This window comes from Pantoea sp. B65 (assembly GCF_047308185.1).
Lineage (GTDB): Bacteria > Pseudomonadota > Gammaproteobacteria > Enterobacterales > Enterobacteriaceae > Erwinia.
The window spans coordinates 307,938-332,793 of the sequence record NZ_JAHXPU010000044.1 but is presented as its reverse complement, the minus strand read 5'-3'; the positions used below and the strand labels follow the sequence as shown (position 1 = coordinate 332,793).

Annotated in this window: 24 protein-coding genes; 19 read left to right on the top strand and 5 right to left on the bottom strand. The window is 54.3% G+C overall.

Annotated features, from left to right (window positions below; all coding sequences use genetic code 11):
* Positions 1 to 55 precede the first annotated feature (55 nt).
* Together sdhE and JWF83_RS24055 are read left to right on the top strand one after the other, a co-directional pair.
* On the top strand, positions 56 to 322 hold the full coding sequence (gene sdhE / locus JWF83_RS24060) for an FAD assembly factor SdhE (RefSeq protein WP_413653025.1): 267 nt from the start codon (positions 56 to 58) through the stop codon (positions 320 to 322).
* A complete protein-coding gene (locus JWF83_RS24055) occupies positions 303 to 713 on the top strand; it encodes a protein YgfX (protein WP_413653024.1) in 411 nt (136 codons plus the stop codon). Before sdhE ends, JWF83_RS24055 begins: the two co-directional genes overlap by 20 nt.
* 83 nt (positions 714 to 796) lie before the next feature.
* Here the strand turns inward: JWF83_RS24055 and fldB are convergent, their stop codons facing one another.
* Positions 797 to 1,315 (bottom strand): flavodoxin FldB, encoded by a 519-nt coding sequence (gene fldB, locus JWF83_RS24050; RefSeq protein ID WP_413653023.1) that lies wholly within the window; start codon positions 1,313 to 1,315, stop codon positions 797 to 799.
* Positions 1,316 to 1,391: 76 nt separating this feature from the next.
* Between fldB and xerD the strand changes: the two genes are divergently transcribed.
* The 7 genes from xerD to JWF83_RS24015 all read left to right on the top strand — a co-directional run bounded on the left by xerD (position 1,392) and on the right by JWF83_RS24015 (position 8,989).
* Positions 1,392 to 2,309 carry a site-specific tyrosine recombinase XerD gene (xerD, locus tag JWF83_RS24045; RefSeq protein WP_413653022.1) on the top strand — a complete coding sequence of 306 codons (918 nt, stop codon included), beginning with the start codon at positions 1,392 to 1,394 and terminating at the stop codon, positions 2,307 to 2,309.
* A 34-nt stretch (positions 2,310 to 2,343) separates the two neighbouring features.
* Positions 2,344 to 3,048, top strand: coding sequence for a bifunctional protein-disulfide isomerase/oxidoreductase DsbC (gene dsbC, locus JWF83_RS24040; protein ID WP_413653021.1), 705 nt, complete (start codon positions 2,344 to 2,346; stop codon positions 3,046 to 3,048).
* 6 nt (positions 3,049 to 3,054) lie between these two features.
* Complete coding sequence (gene recJ, locus JWF83_RS24035) at positions 3,055 to 4,785, top strand: single-stranded-DNA-specific exonuclease RecJ (protein WP_413653020.1); 1,731 nt, start codon at positions 3,055 to 3,057, stop codon at positions 4,783 to 4,785.
* Positions 4,786 to 4,964: 179 nt separating this feature from the next.
* Positions 4,965 to 6,063, top strand: a protein-coding gene (prfB, locus tag JWF83_RS24030; protein ID WP_413653019.1) for a peptide chain release factor 2 whose coding sequence is annotated in 2 segments (ribosomal slippage) — positions 4,965 to 5,039 and positions 5,041 to 6,063 — 1,098 coding nt in all. Because the reading frame shifts where the segments join, the coding sequence is not laid out codon by codon here.
* 9 nt (positions 6,064 to 6,072) lie between these two features.
* Positions 6,073 to 7,596, top strand: coding sequence for a lysine--tRNA ligase (gene lysS / locus JWF83_RS24025; protein ID WP_413653018.1), 1,524 nt, complete (start codon positions 6,073 to 6,075; stop codon positions 7,594 to 7,596).
* Between the two features lie 176 nt (positions 7,597 to 7,772).
* Positions 7,773 to 8,294 carry a cupin domain-containing protein gene (locus JWF83_RS24020; RefSeq protein ID WP_413653017.1) on the top strand — a complete coding sequence of 174 codons (522 nt, stop codon included), beginning with the start codon at positions 7,773 to 7,775 and terminating at the stop codon, positions 8,292 to 8,294.
* Positions 8,294 to 8,989, top strand: coding sequence for an amino acid racemase (locus JWF83_RS24015; protein WP_413653016.1), 696 nt, complete (start codon positions 8,294 to 8,296; stop codon positions 8,987 to 8,989). Before JWF83_RS24020 ends, JWF83_RS24015 begins: the two co-directional genes overlap by 1 nt.
* A gap of 53 nt (positions 8,990 to 9,042) precedes the next feature.
* Here JWF83_RS24015 and JWF83_RS24010 read toward each other — a convergent pair whose 3' ends face one another.
* Positions 9,043 to 9,669: a serine protease gene (locus tag JWF83_RS24010; protein ID WP_413653015.1), complete on the bottom strand. Its 627-nt coding sequence runs from the start codon at positions 9,667 to 9,669 to the stop codon at positions 9,043 to 9,045.
* Positions 9,670 to 10,163: 494 nt separating this feature from the next.
* Between JWF83_RS24010 and JWF83_RS24005 the strand changes: the two genes are divergently transcribed.
* Positions 10,164 to 11,327, top strand: coding sequence for an MFS transporter (locus JWF83_RS24005; RefSeq protein WP_413653014.1), 1,164 nt, complete (start codon positions 10,164 to 10,166; stop codon positions 11,325 to 11,327).
* Here the strand turns inward: JWF83_RS24005 and JWF83_RS24000 are convergent.
* On the bottom strand, positions 11,324 to 12,244 hold the full coding sequence (locus JWF83_RS24000) for a LysR family transcriptional regulator (RefSeq protein WP_413653013.1): 921 nt from the start codon (positions 12,242 to 12,244) through the stop codon (positions 11,324 to 11,326). The two genes, JWF83_RS24005 and JWF83_RS24000, sit on opposite strands and share 4 nt — an antisense overlap.
* 115 nt (positions 12,245 to 12,359) lie before the next feature.
* Between JWF83_RS24000 and lysA the strand changes: the two genes are divergently transcribed.
* Positions 12,360 to 13,613 carry a diaminopimelate decarboxylase gene (gene lysA / locus JWF83_RS23995; RefSeq protein WP_413653012.1) on the top strand — a complete coding sequence of 418 codons (1,254 nt, stop codon included), beginning with the start codon at positions 12,360 to 12,362 and terminating at the stop codon, positions 13,611 to 13,613.
* A 67-nt stretch (positions 13,614 to 13,680) separates the two neighbouring features.
* On the opposite strand, the gene JWF83_RS23990 is transcribed toward lysA, so the two are convergent.
* Entirely contained in the window at positions 13,681 to 13,998 is a 318-nt protein-coding gene (locus JWF83_RS23990) for a PTS lactose/cellobiose transporter subunit IIA (protein WP_413653011.1), read from the bottom strand.
* A gap of 185 nt (positions 13,999 to 14,183) precedes the next feature.
* Between JWF83_RS23990 and JWF83_RS23985 the strand changes: the two genes are divergently transcribed.
* From JWF83_RS23985 to JWF83_RS23960, 6 genes are all read left to right on the top strand, one after another.
* Positions 14,184 to 15,518, top strand: a complete 1,335-nt coding sequence (locus JWF83_RS23985) for a PTS sugar transporter subunit IIC (protein WP_413653010.1) — start codon at positions 14,184 to 14,186, stop codon at positions 15,516 to 15,518.
* A gap of 11 nt (positions 15,519 to 15,529) precedes the next feature.
* Positions 15,530 to 16,957 carry a glycoside hydrolase family 1 protein gene (locus JWF83_RS23980; RefSeq protein WP_413653048.1) on the top strand — a complete coding sequence of 476 codons (1,428 nt, stop codon included), beginning with the start codon at positions 15,530 to 15,532 and terminating at the stop codon, positions 16,955 to 16,957.
* Between the two features lie 10 nt (positions 16,958 to 16,967).
* The gene (locus JWF83_RS23975; RefSeq protein WP_413653009.1) at positions 16,968 to 17,285 is read left to right on the top strand and encodes a PTS sugar transporter subunit IIB; all 318 of its coding nucleotides are present in this window, start codon (positions 16,968 to 16,970) and stop codon (positions 17,283 to 17,285) included.
* A 117-nt stretch (positions 17,286 to 17,402) separates the two neighbouring features.
* On the top strand, positions 17,403 to 18,176 hold the full coding sequence (locus JWF83_RS23970; protein WP_413653008.1) for an FCD domain-containing protein: 774 nt from the start codon (positions 17,403 to 17,405) through the stop codon (positions 18,174 to 18,176).
* On the top strand, positions 18,176 to 18,658 hold the full coding sequence (locus tag JWF83_RS23965; RefSeq protein ID WP_413653007.1) for a GNAT family N-acetyltransferase: 483 nt from the start codon (positions 18,176 to 18,178) through the stop codon (positions 18,656 to 18,658). The genes JWF83_RS23970 and JWF83_RS23965 overlap by 1 nt, the downstream gene beginning before the upstream one ends.
* 31 nt (positions 18,659 to 18,689) lie before the next feature.
* Positions 18,690 to 19,295, top strand: a complete 606-nt coding sequence (locus JWF83_RS23960; RefSeq protein WP_413653006.1) for a YitT family protein — start codon at positions 18,690 to 18,692, stop codon at positions 19,293 to 19,295.
* Between the two features lie 13 nt (positions 19,296 to 19,308).
* Here JWF83_RS23960 and galR read toward each other — a convergent pair whose 3' ends face one another.
* Positions 19,309 to 20,322 carry an HTH-type transcriptional regulator GalR gene (gene galR, locus JWF83_RS23955; protein WP_413653005.1) on the bottom strand — a complete coding sequence of 338 codons (1,014 nt, stop codon included), beginning with the start codon at positions 20,320 to 20,322 and terminating at the stop codon, positions 19,309 to 19,311.
* Between the two features lie 225 nt (positions 20,323 to 20,547).
* Here galR and JWF83_RS23950 point away from each other — a divergent pair, with 225 nt between their 5' ends.
* On the top strand, positions 20,548 to 22,836 hold the full coding sequence (locus JWF83_RS23950; protein WP_413653004.1) for a molybdopterin guanine dinucleotide-containing S/N-oxide reductase: 2,289 nt from the start codon (positions 20,548 to 20,550) through the stop codon (positions 22,834 to 22,836).
* A gap of 304 nt (positions 22,837 to 23,140) precedes the next feature.
* Positions 23,141 to 24,856, top strand: a complete 1,716-nt coding sequence (locus JWF83_RS23945; RefSeq protein WP_413653003.1) for a penicillin-binding transpeptidase domain-containing protein — start codon at positions 23,141 to 23,143, stop codon at positions 24,854 to 24,856.

The following is a 24,856-nucleotide window of genomic DNA, read 5'->3' as shown; positions in this document are numbered from 1 at the left end:
TTTGCTTAAAAAGCGCTAAACTAGCGGCCATGTTTGGCTAACTAATGGTTGGAAAATGGATATTAACAACAAAGCACGCGTTCACTGGGCCTGCCGTCGCGGCATGCGTGAGCTGGATATCTCCATTATGCCGTTCTTCGAGTATGAATATGACTCGTTAAACGACGGTGAAAAGCAGGCATTTATTAAGCTGCTGGAGAGTGACGACCCGGATCTGTTCAACTGGCTGATGAATCATGGCGAACCTGCCGATCCCGAGCTGAAACGCATGGTTAAACTGATCCAATTGAGAAACAAACAACGTGGTCCTGTGGCAATCTGATCTGCGTATTTCCTGGCAAGCACAGTGGGTATCACTGTTGCTGCACGGCACGGTTATTCTGCTGCTGTTACTGGCGCCCTGGCCACCCAATTATACCGTGGTGTGGATGGTGCTACTGACACTGGTGGTACTGGAGAGTGTTCGCAGCCAGCGGCGTATTCGTCGTCGCGAAGGGGCGATTGCCCTGCTGAACCAACGGCGTTTGCGCTGGCGCCGGCAGGAGTGGGATATCACCCGGCGCCCGTGGCTGATTGGGCAAAGTATCTTATTGAGCTTGCGGGATAATAAAGGCCAGCGTGAGCGTTTGTGGCTGGTGCGTGACAGTATGGATGAAGCTGCCTGGCGTCAACTGCGGCAATGTTTGCTTAGCGGTACGGCTGATAAGCAATAAATGGCCGCCTGGCCCTGCGGCCAGCACTACGCTGTCCGCGCCAGGATTTGTCCCCGCTCGGGTAACGGCATTGTCGCTGCCCGTTACAGCAGATCGGCCATTTCCGTCAGTACCTGTTCACACCACTGTTCGATGCGTTCGTCGCTGACGTCATACTGATTCACATCGTCCAGCGCCAGGCCGACAAACTGTTTGCCATCGCTGGTGAGCGGTTTTCGGCTGGTAAACTCGTAGCCTTCCAGCGGCCAGTAGCCAATAAAGGTGACGCCCATCGGTGTCAGCAAGTCGTGCAGCATGCCGAGGGCATCAAGGAACCATTCGCCATAGCCGAGCTGGTCGCCCATTCCGTACAGAGCCACCACTTTGCCAGTTAAGTTTAGCGACGGAATATCGCTCCAGACGGCTTCCCAATCTTCCTGCAGTTCGCCAAAATCCCAGGTTGGAATGCCCATAATCAACAGGTCATACTGTTCCATCAGGGTGGGCGAATCATCTTTCAGATTGTGCAGCGTAACCAGTTCTTCACCGATAAAGTCACGCATTTTTTCCGCTGCCATTTCGGTATAGCAGGTACTGGAGCCGTAAAAAAGGCCTATTTTCATGCCGGGAAAACTCATTCTTAATGCAATTAGGCTGATTGTATCAGAACCGGGCAGGGATCAGGCATAATGAGCAGTAATGCTTACTGATAATGAGGCAGCAGTGCAGGATACCGATTTGATCGAGCAATTTCTGGATGCGCTATGGATTGAACGCAATCTTGCGCAGAACACGCTGACATCCTACCGTCTGGATTTGCAGGCGCTGACCGACTGGCTGCAGCATCATGAGCGTTCGCTGCTCAATGCTGAAGCGGTTGATTTGCAATCCTTTCTCGCCGAACGGCTGGAAGGGGGGTACAAAGCCAGTAGCTCAGCGCGTTTGCTGAGCGCTATGCGACGTTTGTTTCAATACCTCTACCGCGAGAAACAGCGCGATGACGACCCGAGCGCGCTACTTTCATCACCCAAGCTGCCGCAGCGTCTGCCGAAAGATCTCTCTGAGGCGCAGATTGAACGTCTGTTGCAGGCGCCGGGTACCGAACAACCGATTGAACTGCGCGATAAGGCGATGCTGGAGCTGTTGTACGCTACCGGACTTCGCGTCTCAGAACTGGTAGGCTTAAATCTGAGTGATGTCAGTCTGCGTCAGGGGGTAGTGCGGGTGATCGGTAAAGGCAATAAAGAGCGTCTGGTACCGCTGGGAGAAGAAGCGGTGTACTGGATCGAGCAGTTTATCGAGTATGGTCGGCCGTGGCTGATGAATGGTCAGACAAGTGATGTACTGTTCCCCAGCAACCGTGCGCAGCATATGACGCGACAAACTTTTTGGCATCGAATTAAGTATTATGCGACGCTGGCCGCTATAGACAGCGAAAAATTATCGCCGCATGTGCTGCGTCACGCCTTTGCTACCCATCTGCTGAACCATGGGGCGGATTTACGTGTCGTACAGATGCTGTTAGGCCATAGTGATCTGTCGACGACACAAATTTATACGCATGTCGCCACCGAGCGGCTGCGTCAGTTACATCAAAAGCATCATCCGCGTGCCTGAGGCGCCGGCGTGAAAGTTAGGATTAAGGACCAATATGAAAAAGCGTTTTATGCTGATATCACTACTGCTTGCGTCAGTCACTGGCGTTGCCCGGGCAGATGATGCGGCAATCCAGGCTTCACTAAAGAAGCTGGGTTTACAGCAAATTGAGATTCAGTCGTCGCCGTTAGCCGGTACTAAAACCGTACTGACTGAAAGCGGCGTGCTATATGTTTCCGAAGACGGTAAACACTTTATTCAGGGGCCGCTGTATGACGTCAGCGGCACGCAGCCGGTGAATGTCACTAATAAGCTGCTGGAGAAAAAAGTCGACGCGCTGACCAGTGAGATGATCGTTTACAAGGCGGCAAAAGAGCAGCATGTGATTACTGTGTTTACCGATATCACCTGTGGTTACTGTCGTAAACTGCACGAACAGATGGCCGACTACAACGCGCTGGGGATTACCGTGCGCTATCTGGCATTCCCGCGTCAGGGGCTGAACAGCCCGACGGAAAAAGAGATGAAGTCGATCTGGTGTACGGCGGATCGTAAGAAATCGTTTGACGCTGCGATGAAGGGTGAAGAGATATCACCTGCCGACTGTAAAATTAACCTTGATGAACACTACAAACTCGGCGTGCTGTACGGTATTCAGGGCACGCCTGCTATTTTGCTGGATAACGGCATCATGGTACCCGGTTATCAGGGGCCGCAAGAGATGAAGCAGATGCTTGATAGTCAGAAACGCGGTGGCTAAGTTTCAGTGAATAAACCAACTCAACTTCGTCGCCGTCAGGCGGCGGACGCAACGCAACTACCGGCAGAACTTCATCCGTTATTGCGCCGTTTGTATAGCCATCGCGGTATACAGCAGGCCAGTGAACTGGAGCGTGGGGCTAAATATCTGCTGCCGTTTCAGTCGCTGAACGGCATTCAGCGCGCCGTCGGGATTCTGCACCAGGCGCTGGCCAGGCAGCAGCGTATTATGATCGTCGGTGATTTTGATGCTGATGGCGCCACCAGTACCGCGCTGACCGTGCTGGCGTTACGCAGTATGGGTGGCCGCAATATTGAATATCTGGTGCCTAATCGTTTCGAAGACGGCTATGGCCTGAGCCCGGAGGTGGTGGAACAGGCGGCGGCGCGCGGGGCGGAACTGATCGTCACCGTGGATAACGGTATTTCGTCGCTGGCCGGCGTGGTTTGCGCGCAGCAGAAGGGTATCCCGGTGGTGATCACCGATCACCACTTACCGGGTGAAACCCTGCCGGCAGCGGAAGCTATTGTTAATCCTAATCTTGTGGACTGCACCTTTCCGTCACGCTCGCTGGCCGGTGTCGGCGTCGCGTTTTATCTGATGCTGGCGCTACGTGCGCATCTGCGTGAACAGGGCTGGTTTGAGCAGGGAATGGCGGTGCCGAATCTTGCCGAACTGCTCGACCTGGTGGCGCTGGGCACCGTGGCGGATGTGGTGCCGCTGGATGCCAACAACCGCATTCTGGTCTGGCAGGGGCTAAGCCGTATTCGTGCCGGTAAATGTCGGCCTGGCATTCGCGCCTTACTGGAGATTTCCGCGCGTGATGCGCGTCAGCTGGCGGCCAGCGACCTCGGATTCGCCCTCGGACCGCGTCTTAATGCCGCTGGCCGACTGGATGATATGTCGGTCGGCGTGGCGTTGCTGCTGACGGAGGACGTGGCGCAGGCGCGCATGCTGGCGCATGAGCTGGATGCGCTGAATCAGACGCGTAAAGAGATTGAGCAGGGCATGCAGGCGGAAGCGCTGACGCTTTGTGACCAGCTGGAACGCAACAGCGACGCATTGCCGCTCGGTATTGCCATGTATCACCCCGAGTGGCATCAGGGGGTGGTGGGCATACTGGCTTCGCGGCTGAAAGAGCGTTTCCATCGCCCGGTGATTGCCTTTGCGCCAGCCGGTGATGGCATACTAAAAGGCTCCGGACGTTCAGTGTCAGGATTACATATGCGCGATGCGTTAGAGCGTATTGATACGCTGCATCCGGGCTTAGTGCTGAAGTTTGGCGGCCATGCGATGGCGGCCGGGCTGTCGCTGCAGGAGGCGCGTTTTGAAGAGTTTAGCCAGCGCTTTGCCGAGCTGGTCGGTGAGTGGCTGGATGCCGACACGCTGCACGGCGTGATCTGGTCTGACGGCGAGTTAGCGGCGCAGGAGCTGACGTTGCCAACGGCGGAACTGCTGCGTGAAGCCGGCCCCTGGGGGCAGGCGTTCCCGGAGCCGATTTTCGATGGCAAGTTTAAATTGTTGCAGCAGCGGCTGGTGGGCGAGCGCCATTTAAAAGTGATGCTGGAACCCCTGGGCGGCGGTCCGCTGCTGGATGGTATCGCGTTTAATATTGATACTGCGCTCTGGCCCGATCCGAGTATCCGACAGGTTGAACTGGCTTATAAGCTCGACGTTAATGAGTTTCGCGGTAACCGTAATGTGCAGTTGATTATTGAACATTTATGGCCGCTATAATTGCGGGTCGCATAAATGCGCCCCCTGGATGCACTGAACACGTCTTTGACGGGTCGCATAAATGCGACCCCTGGATGCACTGAACACGTCTTTGACGTGTTCAGTGCTACAAACCGCGCGGTAATTCAGTTAAACTGCCCCGTTATATTACAGACATTCCTAAATAAAGATTCTTAACCATGTTTGAAATTAATCCGGTAAAAAACCGTATTCAGGATCTCACGGAGCGCAGCGACGTTCTTCGGGGGTATCTTTGACTACGATGCTAAGAAAGAACGCCTCGAAGAAGTAAACGCGGAACTTGAACAGTCTGACGTCTGGAACGATCCGGAACGTGCGCAAGCGCTGGGCAAAGAGCGTTCAACGCTAGAGGCTATCGTCGAAACACTCGACCAGATGTCGCAAGGTCTGGAAGATGTGGCTGGCCTGCTGGAACTGGCGGTCGAAGCCGACGATGAAGATACCTTTAACGAAGCGGTCAGCGAGCTGGATGGGCTGGAGAAAAAACTGGGCGAACTGGAATTCCGCCGCATGTTCTCTGGCGAATACGACAGCGCTGATTGCTATATCGATATTCAGGCCGGTTCCGGCGGTACTGAAGCGCAGGACTGGGCCAGTATGCTGGTTCGTATGTACCTGCGCTGGGCCGAAGCCAAAGGCTTCAAAACTGAAATCATCGAAGAGTCTGATGGCGATGTGGCCGGCACCAAGTCCGCGACACTGCGTATCAGCGGTGATTATGCTTTTGGCTGGTTACGGACCGAAACCGGCGTTCATCGCCTGGTGCGTAAAAGCCCGTTCGATTCCGGTGGCCGTCGCCATACCTCATTTAGCTCTGCCTTTGTCTATCCTGAAGTGGATGATGATATTGATATTGAAATCAATCCGGCAGACCTGCGTATCGACGTCTATCGCGCCTCGGGCGCCGGTGGTCAGCACGTTAACCGTACTGAATCCGCGGTGCGTATTACCCATATCCCGACCAATACCGTGACCCAGTGTCAGAACGACCGTTCTCAGCATAAGAACAAAGATCAGGCCATGAAGCAGATGAAAGCGAAGCTGTATGAGCTGGAAATGCAGAAGAAAAATGCTGAAAAACAGGCGCTTGAAGAAACCAAGTCCGATATCGGCTGGGGCAGCCAGATTCGTTCTTACGTCCTTGATGATTCACGCATCAAAGATCTGCGTACCGGTGTGGAAACACGCAATACCCAGGCGGTACTGGATGGCGATCTGGATCGATTTATTGAAGCAAGTTTGAAAGCAGGGTTATAAGGAACCGACATGTCTGAACAACAACCGCAGGGTGCTGCTGATGCCGCAGTTGAGCTTAACAACGAACTGAAAGCGCGTCGCGAAAAGCTCAGCGCGCTGCGTGACAATGGCGTGGCGTTTCCGAACGATTTCCGCCGCGATCGTACTTCTGACCAGCTGCATGCCGAATTTGACGGCAAACAGAATGAAGAGCTGGAAGAACTGAACATTGAGGTCAGCGTGGCGGGCCGTATGATGACGCGCCGCATTATGGGTAAAGCGTCATTTGTTACCCTGCAGGACGTTGGTGGCCGTATACAGCTGTATGTGGCGCGCGATGATCTGCCAGAAGGTCACTACAACGAGCAGTTTAAAAAATGGGACCTGGGCGATATCCTCGGCGCGCGCGGTAAGCTGTTCAAAACCAAAACCGGCGAACTGTCGATTCATTGTAGCGAACTGCGTTTACTGACCAAGGCCCTGCGTCCGCTGCCGGACAAGTTTCATGGTCTGGCCGATCAGGAAACCCGTTACCGTCAGCGTTACCTCGATCTGATTGCTAACGACGAATCACGCAACACCTTTAAAGTGCGTTCACAAATCATGGCCGGTATTCGCCAGTTTATGGTTGGTCGCGACTTTATGGAAGTGGAAACCCCAATGATGCAGGTGATCCCAGGCGGCGCTTCTGCGCGTCCGTTTATCACCCATCACAATGCGCTGGATATTGATATGTACCTGCGTATTGCCCCGGAGCTGTATCTGAAGCGTCTGGTGGTGGGTGGTTTTGATCGCGTATTTGAGATCAACCGTAACTTCCGTAACGAGGGTATTTCGCCGCGCCACAACCCTGAGTTCACCATGATGGAACTCTATATGGCGTATGCGGATTATAAAGATCTGATCGAACTGACCGAGAGTCTGTTCCGTACCCTGGCGCAAAATGTACTGGGTACTACGGTAGTGCCGTATGGCGATCAGCAGTTTGACTTTGGCAAGCCGTTTGAAAAACTGACGATGAAAGAAGCCATTCTGAAATATCGTCCGGAAACCAATCTGGCGGATCTCGACGATATGGCAAAAGCCTCCGCTATTGCCAGCGCTCTCGGTATCAAAATTGAGAAGAGCTGGGGTCTCGGCCGCGTAGTGACTGAGATCTTCGAAGAGACCGCCGAAAGCCATCTGATCCAGCCGACCTTTATCACCGAATACCCGGCGGAAGTATCGCCGCTGGCGCGTCGTAATGACGACAACCCGGAAATCACTGACCGCTTTGAGTTCTTTATCGGCGGCCGTGAAATTGGTAACGGCTTCTCCGAGCTGAATGATGCAGAAGATCAGGCTGAGCGCTTTGCCCAGCAGGTGAATGCGAAAGATGCCGGTGATGATGAAGCGATGTTCTATGACGAAGACTATGTCACCGCGCTGGAGCACGGTCTGCCACCGACTGCCGGTCTGGGCATTGGTATCGACCGGATGGTAATGCTGTTTACCAACAGCCATACCATCCGTGACGTAATCCTGTTCCCGGCGCTGCGTCCAACTAATAAGTAAGCGGACGCCACGCGCATAACGGTCAGCTGATGCTGGCCGTTTTTTTTGTCTTTTTTGGGCTCTTTACCCTGTGTGCCGGGTTGTAGTAGCTTATAAATGTAACAACCTGTCTACTTCCCCGGGGGGCGCATGACCAGTACCACTTATACCCGTCGCCACAGCGGAGGGGAAATCCGATGACTGTCAAACCTCGCCCCGATTTCATCCGTAACTGGCGTGAACTTGAGGGAGAAGATAATGAACACTATCCCGACAGTGATGAGCTGATGTCGATTAGCGCCACCCTGAGCTATCGGCTCGGCCTGACGCGTATCGGTATTCACCATGAACGTCTGCTGCCGGGCCGGCGGATGTCTTATCCCCACGCTGAGAGCGCCGAAGAGGAGTTCGTCTATGTGCTGGAAGGGCATCCGCATGCCTGGATCAATGGGGAACTGTTTGCGCTGCAACCTGGAGATGCGGTGGCGTTTCCCGCCGGTACCGGCATCTGCCATACCTTTATCAATAACAGCCAGCACGAAGCGCGACTGATGGTGATTGGTGAAGCCAGTAAAGTGGAAAACCGCATCTATTACCCGAAAAACCCGCAGTATGAAGCAAGCCGTGAAGATCGCTGGAGTGATGTACCCGAACAGCAATTTGGCGAGCATAATGGTTTGCCGGATAGCATAAAACCGGCGGGGAAAAAGGGCGCCTGATGAAAACACTGGGACTGATTGGTGGTATGAGCTGGGAATCAACCGTGCCTTACTACCGGATGATTAACCAGGGGATTAAACAGCGGCTGGGTGGCCTGCACTCGGCAAAGCTGGTGCTGTACAACGTTGATTTTCATGAGATTGAACGCTGTCAGTCCAGCGGCGACTGGCCACTGGCCGGGCAGATGCTGGCGGATGCGGCACTGGCATTAAAGGCGGCAGGAGCGGAAGGGATTGTGCTCTGTACAAACACCATGCATAAAGTCGCCGATGCGATTGTGCAACAGAGCGGTTTGCCGTTTTTGCATATTGCTGATAGTACCGCGCAGGCGATTCAACACGCGGGTATGACGCGGGTGGCATTACTTGGCACGCGTTATACCATGGAGCAGGATTTTTATCGGGGCCGGCTGACGCAGTTATCGGGAATTGAAACGCTGATACCTGATGCGGCCACCAGAGAAAAAGTTAATCAGATTATCTTTTCCGAACTCTGTCTCGGGCAGTTTAGTCCGCAGTCACGGCAGTTTTTCCAGCAGGCGATTGCCCGGCTGAAAGCAGAGGGCGCGCAGGGGGTGATTTTCGGCTGTACCGAAATTGGCCTGCTGCTGAATGAACAACAGAGTCCGCTAGCGGTATTTGACACCACGGCGATCCATGCCAGTGCGGCGGTGCAATTTATGCTCGATCATTGAGCATCAATCTGCAGGGGCGGCATTGATGCCGCCCGTGTCAGATAGCGTGCAAATTAAGATTTCAGTGTACTGTCCAGCCAGTCCTTAAAGCGGGAGTAAGGGACATACAGCGCCACATCTTTGTACAAGGTCTTGCCGGTTTTAATATCGTTAATTTCCCGACTATAGCCAACAATAACCCCGCCAATACTGTCATCTGAAGCGTTGTATACCGCACCGCCCGACATACCCTGCACCACACCTGCATTGGCAGCAACCACCACGCAGCTCAGTTTGTTCCAGTTGCTCTTCAGCCCGGTATTCACCAGATTGGTGCCGCTGGATGCCACCGGCATGGCAGAAATAAAACTATATCCATACAGATTTATCCGGTCACCCATTCTGCCGTTGCGAAAGTGAGGCTGCAGACTGGCTTCGCTGTTTTTGTGATAAACCACGGCCAGATCGCATTCCGGATGGTAGGCTTTCACGCGGTACATTGAAAACTTCGCCACGTGCGCTGCGGTAAGGCTGTATTCTGGTGTTAGCGGTATAGTCGTGCCTAATGTGCCAATCCCGAGTATGGTCGGGATCCCGGTCACAGTCATATCAACCCTTTTTTCAGCCTCACTGCTGTACTGATACTTCCCTACTGAGCATCCACTCAGCACAAATAACAATAAGGCTATAATCAGTCGCATTTTTTCTCCCCGACGTTGATTATCAAGCAACGTAACTTTTTTTACCCGGTACATTCCATGTGCAAGGTATCGGCTGAAAGGCCATATTCTTTAAAGCTGAATCTGCACCGAAGCCTAAAGAACTCAGACAGGATGACAATGTTAAATTTGCAAAACGATTAAAACTGGGATCAATCTTAACGCGTAATGTTACGAATGGATAAAGTTTAGAATGGAGATTAGAATAAAAATTCCATTAGCCTGCTATTCAGGCACCCTGATAAAAGTGAATAGTGACTCCTCTTTTTCCGATCGCCAGCGGTCGGGACTGTTGCCTCACAGGCAATACACCCTTGCGCCACGCGGGGTGTAACTGTATTGCCAGCTGTGTTATTAATAGCGTTGTGACAGAGATCAAAATTGTAATAGTGATTAAAACGGCGCTAAAAGCGGTTTTTTTTTCAGAAACATCCTACCTGCAAGATCAAACGATTTATTTTTTTGGAGAATGTGACATGCCTGTTTCATTACTGGCGTTGGCGCTAAGTGCGTTCGCAATTGGTACAACTGAATTTGTCATTATGGGATTGCTACCAGAAGTGGCGAATGATCTTCAGGTATCGATTCCTTCCGCCGGCTGGCTGATCAGCGGCTACGCGCTCGGCGTGGCGATTGGCGCGCCCATTATGGCGTTGCTGACCGCCAGACTGCCGCGTAAGCGTACGCTGGTACTTCTGATGTCGATTTTTATTATCGGCAATATTCTTTGTGCGCTGGCTTATAATTACCATCTGCTGATGCTGGCTCGGGTGATCACTGCCCTTTGTCACGGCGCCTTCTTTGGCATTGGTGCGGTAGTGGCGGCCAGTCTGGTGGCTCCCGGCAAACAGGCATCGGCGGTAGCGCTGATGTTTACCGGCTTAACCCTGGCTAACGTGCTGGGCGTACCTCTGGGCACCTGGTTTGGTCAGTTGTTTGGCTGGCGCGCCACCTTCTGGGCGGTTTCGCTAATTGGCGTACTGGCGTTTATCGGGCTGATTGTCAGTCTGCCGGTTAACAAACAGGAGAAACCGGTCCATCTGGCGAGCGAAATTGGTGCGCTGGCCAACGGTAAGCTATGGCTGTCACTGATGATGACCATGTTTTTTGCCGCGGCAATGTTTGCCCTGTTCAGCTATATTGCGCCGCTGTTGCTGCAGGTGACCGGCATTAGCGATCGGGGGGTTAGCTGGACGCTGTTCCTGATTGGCGGCGGTCTGACGGTGGGCAATATTCTTGGCGGCAAACTGGCGGACTGGCGTGTTTCATTCAGCCTGATATTAAGTTTCTCGCTGATTGCCATCTTCTCGCTGCTGTTTAGCTGGACCAGCCATGCGCTGTGGCTGGCGGAAATCACCCTGTTCCTGTGGGCGATGGCGACCTTTGCCACGGTGCCGGGCCTGCAGATTAACGTGGTGCGCCATGGTAAAGACGCGCCAAACCTGGTATCGACCCTGAATATTTCGGCGTTTAACGTTGGCAACGCGCTCGGCGCCTGGGTCGGAGGCGTGGTCATTGGTGGCGGCTATGGCCTGACGGCGGTGCCGGTAGCGGCAGCGGTGCTGGCAGCCATTGGTTTGCTGGTCTGCCTGATCACCTTCCGTGGTTCACGCGGTCAGCCGCAAACGGTCAACGCTTAAGCCAGTAACGCGTCAAGGCGCTGGCTGAACAGGCTGATATGCTGTTGCAGATGCAGGCTGAAGGCATCCACCAGCGCCGACGCCGGACGATGACGTGGCCGGATTAAGCTGACGGTAAAAGGGACCGCCACACTGAAGCGTCGGATCACCACTCCGCTGTCGGCATAATCGAGCGCCGTCAGCGGATTGACCACTGAGATACCCACCCCCGCTTTTACCATTGCACAGACCGAGGCCGCACTGTGCGTCTCCATCACCATCCGCCGCTGCACGCCATGTTCGGCAAACAGTTGATCCAGCAACTGGCGATAGCTGTCGGTACGCGACAGGCTGATATAGTTTTCGGCGGCGAAATCCTGTGGCTGAAGTTCGCTACGCGCCGCCAGTCGGTGCCCGCGCGGTAATACGCAGACTTCGTTGCGCGTCAGTAGCTCAATGCGATCGGTGCCCGCCGGGGTGAGGGTGGTTTCGGTTAATCCCAGATCGTGACGTTGCGCTGACAGCCACTCTTCCAGCAGCGGAGACTCCTGCGGAATAATATTCAGGCTAAGATCGGGATAGCGCTGCAAGAATGAGTGACACAGCAGCGGCAACAGTGACTGGGAAAATACCGGCAGGCAGGCGACAGACAGCTCGCCCTGACGAAACTGGCGCAGGCCTTCGGCCGCATTAATAATGCGATCCAGCCCGTACCACGAGCGCTGTACCTCTTCAAACAGACGTAAGCCCTGCACCGTTGGCTGCAGGCGTCCACGAACCCGTTCAAACAGGCGCAGGCCAATCAGTTTTTCAAAGCGCGCCAGCTCGCGACTCACCGTCGGTTGTGACGTATGCAGCATCGCTGCTGCTTCTGTCAGATTACCGCTGGTCATCACCGCGTGAAAAATCTCAATGTGGCGGAGCGTAATGGTGGCCATTTTCAGGTTCCGTCGGCTAAAGCCATATCATATTTGCATAGACATGGATTAAACAGATATTTTTCAGCAAGACTGGCCTGTGGCGTAATGGCGCGACAACATCAGGAGAATCGCCATGCCTCGTCCGCTTAATAACACCGAAACCGCACTGAATCACGACCATCTGCTCACTCTGGCACAGCAGTATGATTGCCCGGTCTGGGCGTATGATGCCAGTATTATTCAGCAGCGCATCGCACAGCTGCAGCAGTTTGATATCATCCGCTTTGCGCAAAAAGCCTGTTCCAATACGCATATTTTGCGTCTGATGCATCAGGCCGGTGTCAGAGTGGACTCGGTGTCGCTGGGGGAAATTGAGCGCGCCCTGGTGGCGGGTTTCCAGCCGGGCGGCGATGAGATTGTCTTTACTGCCGATGTGTTTGATACGCCAACCCTGGCGCGGGTGGTGGAACTGAATCTCCCGGTGAATGCCGGTTCGGTCGATATGCTGCACCAACTGGGCGCCGTGTCACCCGGACATCGCGTCTGGCTGCGTGTTAACCCCGGTTTTGGCCATGGTCACAGCCAGAAAACCAATACCGGCGGTGAAAACAGTAAGCACGGCATCTGGCATACCGATTTATCGCTGGCGCTGGCGGCGATCGCGCAGTACGGCCTGCAACTGGTGGGCATCCATATGCATATCGGTTCTGGCGTCGACTACACGCATCTGGAACAGGTCTGTGATGCCATGGTTAATCTGGTGATCGGTTTCGGCCAGGATCTGGCGGCGATTTCTGCCGGTGGTGGTTTATCCATTCCCTATCGTTTTGGCGAAGAGGCCATTAATACTGAACACTATTATGGTCTGTGGAATGCGGCGCGTGAGCGTATCGCCGCGCATCTTGGCCATGCGGTGAAGCTGGAAATTGAGCCGGGACGTTTCCTGGTCGCCGAGTCTGGCGTACTGATATCGCAGGTGCGCGCGGTTAAAGCGATGGGCAGCCGTCACTTCGTGCTGGTGGATGCCGGTTTTAACGATCTGATGCGTCCGGCGATGTACGGCAGTTATCACCATATCTCAGTGATCGCCGGCGATAATCGCCAAATTGATCAGCAGCAGACCATCGCCAGCGTGGTGGCCGGGCCATTATGCGAGTCCGGAGACGTGTTTACTCAGCTGGAAGGCGGCAAAGTGGAAACCCGTGATTTGCCTGCGGTGCAGGTGGGTGATTATCTGGTGTTCCATGATACCGGCGCCTATGGCGCATCGATGTCCTCAAACTACAATACCCGCCCGTTACTGCCGGAAGTGCTGTTTGAAAATGGCCTGCCGCGCGAAATCCGTCGCCGTCAGACCTTTGCCGAACTGCTGGCGTTAGAGGTGTAATGCCAGTCAGGCGGGTCGCCTGAAAGGCGATCCCGCAACCCGTTCAGCGGCGGCAGTGATGCTGCCGCTAGCCAGGCTGACTAAAAATCTCCTTTCTCAGCAACACAATCTCTTCGGCCAGATCGCGGCACAGCATCGCATTCATTAAATGATCCTGCGCATGCACCAGGATCAGCGTCACCGGTACTTTCCCCACCCCTTCATCGGCGCCAATCAGGCGGGTCTGGATATGGTGGGCGGCCTTTGCGGCTTCCACTGAGGCCGCCAGAGCCTCATCTGCGTTCTGCCACTCGCGCTTGCGGGCGAACTGGATGGCGCTCATCGCATGGGAACGCGCCTCGCCGGCATTAATCAGCAACTCCATCATGATTTGTTCAAAATCCATACTTACCTCAGTTATTGGTATGCCAAATAATGTAATTTCATCTTATTGGAATTCCAAAATAGGGTTCCGAGAGATGAATCACAGAAAATTAAATCAAACTGGTTAATTTTGGTATGCCAGGTGAGCGAAGTCTCACCACCAGGCCCATAACAGAATGCTGACCCTTTTACTTTGAGGTATCACTCATGTCTCTACAGGAACGTCTGATCGACTCTCTGGGGAGTTTCGCCACTAAATTCAATAGTTACCGCTATATCATGGCGATCAAGGCATCGTTTATTACCCTGATGCCGGTAATTATTGTCGGGGCCTTTTCCGTATTGATCTCCAATATGGTGCTGGACCCGAAAAATGGCCTGGCGAGTTTCTCCGCGCTCTCTTTCCTTGCTGAACTGAAACCGATTACCACCAGTGTTAACTACGCCACCCTCAGTTTCCTGAATATCGGCGCGGTGTTTCTGATCGGGATTGAGCTGGGCAAGATCAATGGTATTAAGACGCTGTTTCCCGGCTTACTGGCGATTATCTGTTTTATTGCCGTGACGCCAACCACGCTGCAGATGATGGTTGGTGGTCAGATGCAACTGGTGACCGACGTGCTGGCCAAACAGTTCTCTGATACCAAAAGCCTGTTCCTCGGCATGTTTATCGCCATCCTGTCGGTGGAGATTTACTGCCGGCTGGAAAATGTCAATCGCCTGAAAATCAAAATGCCGGATACCGTACCGCCGAATGTCGCAGCATCGTTTTCGGCGCTAATTCCGGCGATTATTACCGTCTCCGCCATTGCCACTCTGGGTTTTATCTTTCACCGCGTTACCGGCATGTACCTCTATGATGCGGTGTACAAAGTGGTACAGCAGCCGCTGGAGTCGGTGGTGCAGAGCCTGTGGGGCATTCTGCTGCTGATGTTTGTTGCCCAGCTGTTCTGGGTGATCGGCATCCATGGCAACCAGATGATCAAACCGATCCGCGAGCCGCTGCTGCTGGGGGCGATTCTGGTCAATATGAATGCCTTCGAGCAGGGCAAAGAGGTGCCTAATATCATCACCATGCCATTCTGGGATGTGTATATGAGCATCGGCGGATCCGGTCTGACTATTGGTCTGCTAACCGCGGTGATGCTGGCCACCAAACGTAAAGAGATGCGCGAAATCGCCAAGCTGTCGTTCGGACCTGGTCTGTTTAATATCAATGAACCGGTGATCTTCGGCATGCCGATTATGCTGAATCCGATCCTGGCGATCCCCTTCATTATCACCCCGCTGGTGACCGGCTCTATTGGCTACTTCGCTACCGTTACCGGTTTTGCCGGTAAGGCGGTGGTAATGGTGCCCTGGACGACGCCGCCGATTATTAACGCCTGGCTCTCTACCGCCGGTTCCATGGGCGCGGTGGTGACTCAGATAGTCTGCATTCTGACCTCGGTGGTGATCTATTTACCTTTTGTCAAAATCGCCGCGCGTCGTGCGCAGGCCGCTGAAGAAAAAGCGCTGCAGCCAGAAATGGCGCAAAACTAACAGGAGCTATGATGAGTAAGGTAACCGTCACCATACCGGATGACTTTATGCTCGGAGCTGCCGCATCTGCCTGGCAAACCGAAGGCTGGAGCGGTAAAAAACCGGGGCAGGAGTCGTATCTCGATGGCTGGTATCAGAACGATCGCCATGTCTGGCATAACGGCTATGGCCCGGCGGTGGCGACCGATTTTATTAACCGCTACCGGGAAGATGTGGCGCTGATGAAAGCCGCCGGGCTGACGCACTACCGCACCTCGATTAACTGGTCGCGCTTTCTCACCGACTACGAAAACCTGGTGGTCGATGAGGAGTACGCCCGCTATTACGACAATTTGATCGATGAGATGCAGCGGCAGGGGATTGAGCTGATGCTCTGTCTGGAGCATTACGAACTGCCGCTGGTATTGCTGGAAAAATATGGCGGCTGGGGTTCGAAAAAAGTGGTGGAGCTGTACACCGGCTATGCGGAAAAAGTGTTTGCGCGCTATGCCAATAAAGTGACGCGCTGGTTCACCTTTAACGAGCCGATTGTGGTGCAAACCCGGGTTTATCTCGATGCGCTGCGCTGGCCGTATGAACAGAACACCGCGAAGTGGATGCAGTGGAACCACCATAAAAATCTGGCGACCGCCAAAGTGGTCAGGCTATTTCGTGAAAAGGGTTATCCGGGCACCGTTGGCACCATCCTTAATCCGGAAGTGACCTATCCCCGATCCACTGCGCCTCATGATCTGCAGGCGGCAGAAATGTACGATCTGTTTTACAACCGGGTGTTTCTCGATCCGGCGATCAAAGGCGAATATCCAGCGCAGCTGATCGCCTTGCTGGCGCAGCATCAGGTGGCGTGGGAGTACGACGCCGCGGAACTGCAGCTGATTGCCGACTACCGCGTCGATGAAGTGGGGATCAACCTCTATTATCCCCATCGGGTAAAGGCGCCATCCCGCGCCTGGCATCCGTCCACCCCCTTCCATCCGGCATATTACTACGAACATTTTGAACTGCCGGGCCGCCGGATGAATAACTCCCGTGGCTGGGAAATTCGGCCGGAGATTATCTTTGATATGGCGATGCGCATTAAACAGGAGTACGGCAACATTCCGTGGTTTGTTGCCGAGAGTGGTATGGGCATCGAAAACGAGGCGCAGTTCAGAAATGCTGACGGACAGATTGAGGATGATTACCGCATCGGCTTTATTGCAGAGCATCTGTATCAGACGCTGAAAGCGCGTGAAGCGGGGGCCAACTGTCAGGGATATATGTTATGGGCGTTTACCGACAATGTTTCGCCGATGAACGCCTTTAAAAACCGTTACGGCTTAATCGAAATCGACCTGGCAAACCAGCGCCAGCGCCGGATGAAGAAATCTGCCCACTGGTATCGCAGCCTGCGAGACAGCCATCAGCTTACGCTGACGCTTGATGATGAATGGAAATAAGGAACTGAAAATGAAACGAATCGTTCTCGCCTGCGCGGCAGGTATGTCGACTTCTATGGTAGTGACCCGTATGGAGAAAGAGGCTACGGCACGCGGTCTTGAGTATCAAATTTATGCTATTGCGGAACAAAACCTGCGTGATGAACTGCAGAATTATGGCAACGAGGTGGTAGTGGTGCTGCTCGGGCCGCAGGTGCGCTTTAAACTTGATGAAAATCGCAAGCTTACCGATAGTTATCACATCCCGATTGCGGTAATTGATTCGGTAGCTTATGGCACGCTCAACGGCGCAAAAGTACTCGATCAGGCGCTGGCTTTGGTAGACTAGGGGCAATATCGTCGCAGATGGGCCAGACGCGGTGCGCTGGCCCGGATAACGTCACACCCCGAAGCGGAAGCGAGTCGGCGATATTATCAACATCGTCAATGGGTTAAGGGTGATTAAGTGGATAAGGGCGCACCTCCGCAAGAGAAGAAGCAGTATCAGGAAATTGGTCACGATCTGCGTCAGCAGATTATTGCCGGCCATTATCCGGTGGGGTCCCGCCTGCCGCCAGAACGTAATATCGCGGAAACCTGGGGCGTGAGTCGTACTATTGTGCGTGAAGCGTTGCTGATGCTGGAACTGGAAGGCACGGTCGATATTCGACAAAGTTCCGGGGTCTACGTAATGCGTATTCCTTCGGAAAGCGGTGATGAAGAAGAGGCGTTTTTCCGCAGCGACGTCGGGCCGTTTGAGATGTTGCAGGCGCGTCAGCTGCTGGAGAGCAATATCGCCGCCTTTGCGGCAAAAATGGCGACCAAAGCCGATATTGAAAACCTGAAGCGCACGCTGGAGCAGGAACAGCGCGCGATTGCGGTAAATGACTACAGCCAGGATAACGATAAGATGTTTCACCTGCTGCTGGCGGGCGCCACGCAAAACCAGATGCTGCTGGATACGGTGAACAGCGTCTGGCGTCATCATGAAAGCAGTCCGCTGTGGCAGCAGTTGCGCAGCCATATTGAAACCCGCAGCTATCGTCTGAAGTGGCTGGGCGATCACCAGACCATTCTGGCCGCCTTGCGGCGTCGCGATGTAATGGGATCCTGGCAGGCGATGTGGCAGCATCTGGAGAACGTCAAGCATAGCCTGCTGGAGCTGTCCGACGCGGATGCCCCGGATTTCGACGGCTACCTGTTTGAATCGGTGCCGATTTTTCAGGGGAAGCTGGTCTGATGGCGCTACGTATTGTTTCGCTGGCCGAGGTGCCGCAGCAGCGCGAGCTGATCACCGACTGGCTGTGGCAGGCGTTTGGCAGTGAAAACAGCCGCGACTTTTTTGCCAGTATTATCACCAGCTGTCTGAGCGGCGCCGATCTGCCGCTGACCTTTGTGGCGCTGGATGGCGCGCAGCCGGTGGGTACCGTCGGCGTCTGGCGCTGCGACCTGATTAGTCGTCAGGATCTGTTTCCGTGGCTGGCGGCGTTATATGTGGCGGAAGAATTTCGCGGTCGCGGCTTAAGCGAGCAACTGCAGCAGCATGTTATCGCCTGGTGTCAGGCACATAATTATCCGGGGATCTGGCTTTATTCCGCCTGTGCTGATTATTATGAGCGCTTTGGCTGGCATTACATTGGTGATGCGCTGGATTATCCGGATAAGCTGGTGCGTCTGTATCATAAAGATATCTCCGTTACGTCGGGGACAGGTGCTGCGTAAAAATATGCGTAATGAGAACAGGAAAGCAGGGATGATGGCGCCATCCATCTCCCATACCGCCATGGATGATGTGTATGGCCTCGCACTCGGGGTGATGTTTATCTCTATTGGACTGAATATACTGCATTTTTCCGGGATGGTCACCGGCGGAGTGGCCGGCATTGCGCTGCTGCTCTCGTGGTTTATTGATAAACCGATCGGCATCCTGTTTATTGTCACCAATATCCCGTTTATGTTTTTTTCCTGGTGGAAAATGGGCAGCGCGTTCACCTTTAAAACGTTAATGGTCAATGTGGCATTAATGGCCGCCTCACTGATCATTCCTGATCTGCTCAAAATAGACTATATCCATCCGCTGTTCTCTTCGCTGGTTGGCGGCACCATTATTGGTATGGGCATCTTATGTCTGGCTCGCCACAACGCCTCGGTGGGGGGCACCGGGGTGATCACGCTGTGGGGGCAGAAAGTGTATGGCGTTAATGCGGGTAAGACGCAAATGATGCTGGATGTCGTGGTATTTTTAATTGCGCTGGTGAAAGTGCCGGGTAACTTACTGCTGTGGTCAATCCTCAGTGCGGTGGCGATGAATGCGATGCTGCTGCGCTGGCATAAGCCGGGGCGCTATTCCGGCGCATAGTTTGGCGGCGGGATCAGTGCTGGCCCTGAGGCGGCGAACCCACCGAATGACGGCGCACCAGCGTCGGACTGAACATATTGGTCACTTCCGGCATCGGCGTGCCATTTGCCAGCGCCAGCGCCAGTGCGGCGGCCTGCTGCGCCATCGTGACAATCGGATAGCGCACCGTGGTCAGCCGCGGGCGCACATAGCGCGACACCAGCACATCGTCGAAGCCAATCAGTGACATCTCTTCCGGCACACGAATGCTGTTATCGCTCAGCACCGCCAGCGCGCCAGCGGCCATTGAGTCGTTATAACAGGAGACCGCAGTAAAGTTTTTGCCGCGGCCGAGCAGCTCGGTCATCGCCTGCTCTCCACCCAGCTCATCCGGTTCACCAAACGCCACTAACCGGTCATTACAGGGCAGATTGTGCTCGCGTAGCGCGTCGTAATAGCCTTTGAGTCGATCTTCAGTATCGGAAATGGTGTGGGTTGAGCAGATAAAGCCAATATGCTGATGACCCTGCTGAATTAAATGGCGGGTAGCCAGCCAGGAGCCATAACGGTCATCAAGGGCGATACAGCGCTGTTCAAAGCCGGCGAGGGAGCGATTAAGCAGTACCATGCCGGGCACCTGCTTCATTAATCCGGTCAGTTCCTCATCCGGAACTTTCTTGGCATGAACCACCAGCGCCGCGCAGCGATGACGCATCAATTGCTCAATCGCCTGGCGCTCTTTCTCTTCATTATGGTAACCGTTACCAATCAGTAAAAAGTTTCCCGTCTGCCAGGCCACTTCATCAACCGCTTTTACCATAGCGCCGAAAAAGGGATCGGAAACGTCACCGACAACCAGGCCTATGGTTTCCGTCGATTGCTGCGCCAGCGCGCGTGCATTGGCGTTTGGATGATATTGCAACTCCTCCATGGCGCTGTTTACCGCCAGTCGGGAGCTCTCACTCGCTTTCGGTGATTTATTGATCACCCGCGATACGGTAGCGACAGAAACCCCCGCCAGTTTTGCAACATCCTTTATGGTAGCCATCTGTTTAGTTACTTCCCGGGAAAACGTTTACACATGAATTCAGTGTTGCGGAAAATGCAGGCTGATTCAAGCTGAGAGAATGCCAGCGGTGTCGCAAAGCGTGAGGAAAGATGCTGCTTTGCACGCGGATTCGCCATAACATGCCCTTTGTCACATAGCGACTGACGGCAAACTAAAAAATGATATGCTGATAGCAGACTTTTTCACCTGCATGCCGGACAGCCTATGACAATTAAGAAAGTGCCACATCTCGCCCACTGGGGCGCATTTACTGCCGTAACCGACAGCGGCAAACTGACCGGCTGTGAGCCTTTTTTTGCCGATCAGGATCCGTCGCCGATGCTTAACAGCATCCCTGAGCTGGTCTACTCGGATAAACGTATCCGTAAGCCGATGGTGCGCCGCTCCTGGCTGAAGTCGCGTGAAAATAGCGATCGCACACTACGCGGGCGGGAAGACTTCGTCGAGGTTGACTGGGAGACGGCGCTGGATCTGGTGGCGGAAGAGAACCGCCGGGTGCGTGACCGTTACGGCGCGGCGGGGATCTTCAACGGTTCATACGGCTGGTCATCCGCCGGGCGTGTTAACCATGCGCGCACCCTGGTACGCCGTTTCTATTTTAGCGGCGGCGGCGGCGTTGATCAGCAAGGCAACTATAGCTGGGGCGCGGCGCAATTTTTCCTGCCGTATGTGATTGGCACCTATATGCCGCTCACCGGCCGTGTTACCGACTGGCCGAACGTCGTGGAACACTGCCAGCTGTTTGTCGCCTTTGGTGGCCTGGCGCTGAAAAATGCGCAGGTGGCTTCCGGCGGCGCCGGACAACATAGTCTGAAACCGGCACTGCTGAAACTGGCGGAAAAAGGGACGCCGGTGATCAATATCAGTCCGATGCGTGACGACTGTCCGGAATTTGTTAACGCCGAATGGATCCCAATCCGCCCGAATACCGACGTGGCGCTGATGCTGGCGCTGGGTTATGAGATTGAACGCCGTGGTGCGGTGGATAATGCATTTCTGCACAGTCACTGCGTCGGTTACCGCGAGCTGCGCACTTATCTTACCGGCGCCAGCGATGGCATTGCCAAAACGCCGGAGTGGGCCAGCGCGATTACCGGGGTACCGGCGACGCGTATTGCGCTGCTGGCGCAACAGTTGATCGGCGTGCGCAGTTTTATTACCTGTTCTTACTCGGTACAGCGCGCACATCGTGGCGAACAGCCGTACTGGATGATGATTGCGTTATCCTCAATGCTCGGCCAGCCCGGCTTAGCAGGCGGCGGTTTCTCCTTTGGTCATGGCTCGATGAATAGCGTCGGTAATCCGCGCGTGGAGGCGCCGGCGCCGTTAATGTCGACCGGTCCGAACCCTTCCGGGCTCTCGATTCCGGTGGCGCGCATCAGCGATATGCTACTCAATCCAGGCCAGCCGTATACCTTCCAGGGGGCAACCCACCACTACCCTGATATTCACCTGGTTCACTGGGCGGGCGGTAATCCGTTCCATCATCATCAGCAGCTGAACCGACTGGTGGCAGGCTGGCAGCGACCGGACACGGTGATTGTACAGGATATTGTCTGGACCCCGGCGGCGCAGATGGCTGATATCGTACTGCCGGTAACCACCACGCTGGAGCGCAATGATATCGGTGGTTCATCACGCGATCGTTACGTATTGGCCATGCATCAGGCGATTAAACCGCAGCATCAGGCGCGTAACGACTTCGATATTTTTGCCGATATTGCCGATCGCCTCGGCTATCGCGATAAATTCACCGAAAATCGTAATGAAATGCAGTGGATTGAGCATCTTTATCAGCAATGCGCCGTAGCCCATGCCAGTAAAGGCATACAGTGGCCGGAGTTTGCCGAGTTCTGGCAGCGTGGCTTTGTTGAGATCCCGCAGGGGGATAAGCCGTTTATCTTTATGGAAGCGTTCCGTAACGATCCCGTTGCCAACCCGATCAAAACCGCCAGTGGCAAAATCGAGCTGTTCTGCCAGACCATTGCCGGTTATCAGCTGGATGATTTTGCCGGACATCCGCAGTGGCAACCGCCAAAAGAGTGGCTGGGCGCGGAGATCAGCCGCGATTACCCGCTGCATATGATCTCGATTCAGCCGGGTGACCGTCTGCACAGCCAGCTGGATGCCACCCCGACGGTGCAGGCGAATAAAACCGCCGGACATGAAACGTTGTGGATGCACCCGCAGGATGCCTCCACACGTGGCATTAGCGATGGCGAGGAGATAAAAGTCAGTAACGCGCGCGGCGTGATGCTGGCCGGTGTACGCCTGACCGACGGCGTGACGCCGGGCGTGGTGCTGATCTCCACCGGCGCCTGGTTTGATCCGGGCTTTGGTAAAGCGCAGTGGCAACCGTACGATCGCGCCGGCAATCCCAATGTATTAACGCTGGATATCGGGACTTCATCGCTGACCCAGGGGCCGAATGCCATGAGCTGCCTGGTAGAGGTCGGGAGGATGACCGACGCAAGTATGACGGGTATTGCATAAGAACCTAATAATCACATAGCTGGTTACACTTTGCGGTTAACTGTTGCGAATCAGTGATAGCCGCCCATCAGCCGGACTTGCTAGATTTTAAGTCCCAGAGGTATTGATGGGTGAACATCAAAATTTTTTGCTTGATTACACCAACCTGCGCAGATGCGCAGGTTTTTTTTTGCGCTGAAAATGGTGCTAAATTAGCCGCCAGCGGGGGAGGGAATCACGAAATGAAACACAGTTTTCCTGTTAACTTCTCATCCTATTCTTTATAACTCTCAGTTAGTTATCATGAAAAAAACAGCGATGCCATATGCCGCGACTTAAAAAAATTCTGGGTAAAGATCAAATTAATGCCTCGTTTAACCCCTTTCGCTTCCGTTTAATCTGCCTGGGGGTATTGAGTTGTATGGTGCTACTGCTGGCGCGGGTGGCCGATCTGCAGCTGATTAATCATCCGATGCTGGAGCATGAGGCCGATCAACGCTCTCTGCGCACCATAACGCTGCCGACCAGCCGCGGCACCTTGCTGGACCGCAATGGCGAAGCGCTGGCGCTAAGCGTGCCCTCCCGCGATATCATTGCCGATCCGCAACGCGTACTGGAAGCGCACCCGGATTTTTCCGGCGCCAGGTGGCAATATCTCGCCAATGCGCTAAATATGTCGCCGGATCAGATCGCTGCGCAGATTAATGCCAATCCGCAACGCCGCTTTCTCTATCTTGGGCGCAAGATCGAACTGGGTATCGCCAAAGATATTACCCAGCTGCATCTGAAAGGCATCTCCACGCTGTATGACGACAGTCGTTTCTATCCGATGAGTGAGGCTACTGCGCCGCTGCTGGGAATTGTCGGTACCGATAATAAAGGGCTGAACGGGCTGGAGAATGGTTATGACAAAGTTCTGCAGGGCGAACCGGGTCATGAGCAATATCGTCAGGATGGCGATGGCAATATTATTGCGATGATCGACTATCAGCCGCCGCAACAGCCGCCAACAGTGCAACTGAGTATTGATAAGTTCGACCAGTACACGCTGTACACCAAATTGCGCGACGGCGTGCTGCTGAATAAAGCGGATTCCGGCGCGGCGGTGCTGATTAAGATCGACACCGGGGAAATCCTCGCTATGGCGTCCTACCCATCGTTTAATCCCAATAATTTTGCCGATGTGTCGCCCGCGCAGATGCGCAATTCGGCGATTAATGACAGCTTTGAACCTGGCTCAACGGTGAAGCCGCTGGTGGTGATGGAAGGGCTGGAGCGTAAGCTGGTGCGTCCGGACTCGGTGCTGGATACCACTCCTTACCGGGTCAATGGGCATCTGATTCGCGACGTTGGCCACTGGCCGCGTCTTACCATGACCGGTATTTTGCAGAAATCGAGTGATATCGGCGTATCGCATATTGCGCTGGCCATGCCGGCACAGGTGCTGGTGAACACCTTTAACAGCTTTGGCCTCGGTAAACCGACCGGACTGGGGTTAAGCGGTGAAAGCGTCGGCTACTTCCCGTTGCATCGTCAGCGCTGGGCGGACATTGAACGCGCGACCTTCTCCTTTGGCTATGGTCTGCGCGTGACGCCGCTGCAGATAGCACGTGAGTACGCGACGCTCGGTTCATACGGCATCTACCGGCCGTTATCGATTACCCGGGTTACGCCGCCGGTGTTGGGCACGCGGGTAGCGAATGCCGAAACGGTAAAAGCGGTGGTGCATATGATGGAGAGCGATGCGCTGCCGGGCGGCAGCGGGGTGCGCGCCGCAGTGCCGGGTTATCGTCTGGCAATTAAAACCGGTACCGCCGAGAAAATGGGGGCGGAAGGGAAATATGATGGTGGCTATATTAACTATACCGCCGGGGTTGCTCCCGCCAGTAACCCGGAGGTGGCGCTGGTGATTATGATTAACCATCCGACCGCCGGCGATCACTTTGGTGGCTCGGTTGCCGCGCCGGTATTTGGCAATGTTATCGGCGCGGTCCTGAAGCATATGAATATCGCCCCGGATGCGATATATGGCCATGGTTAA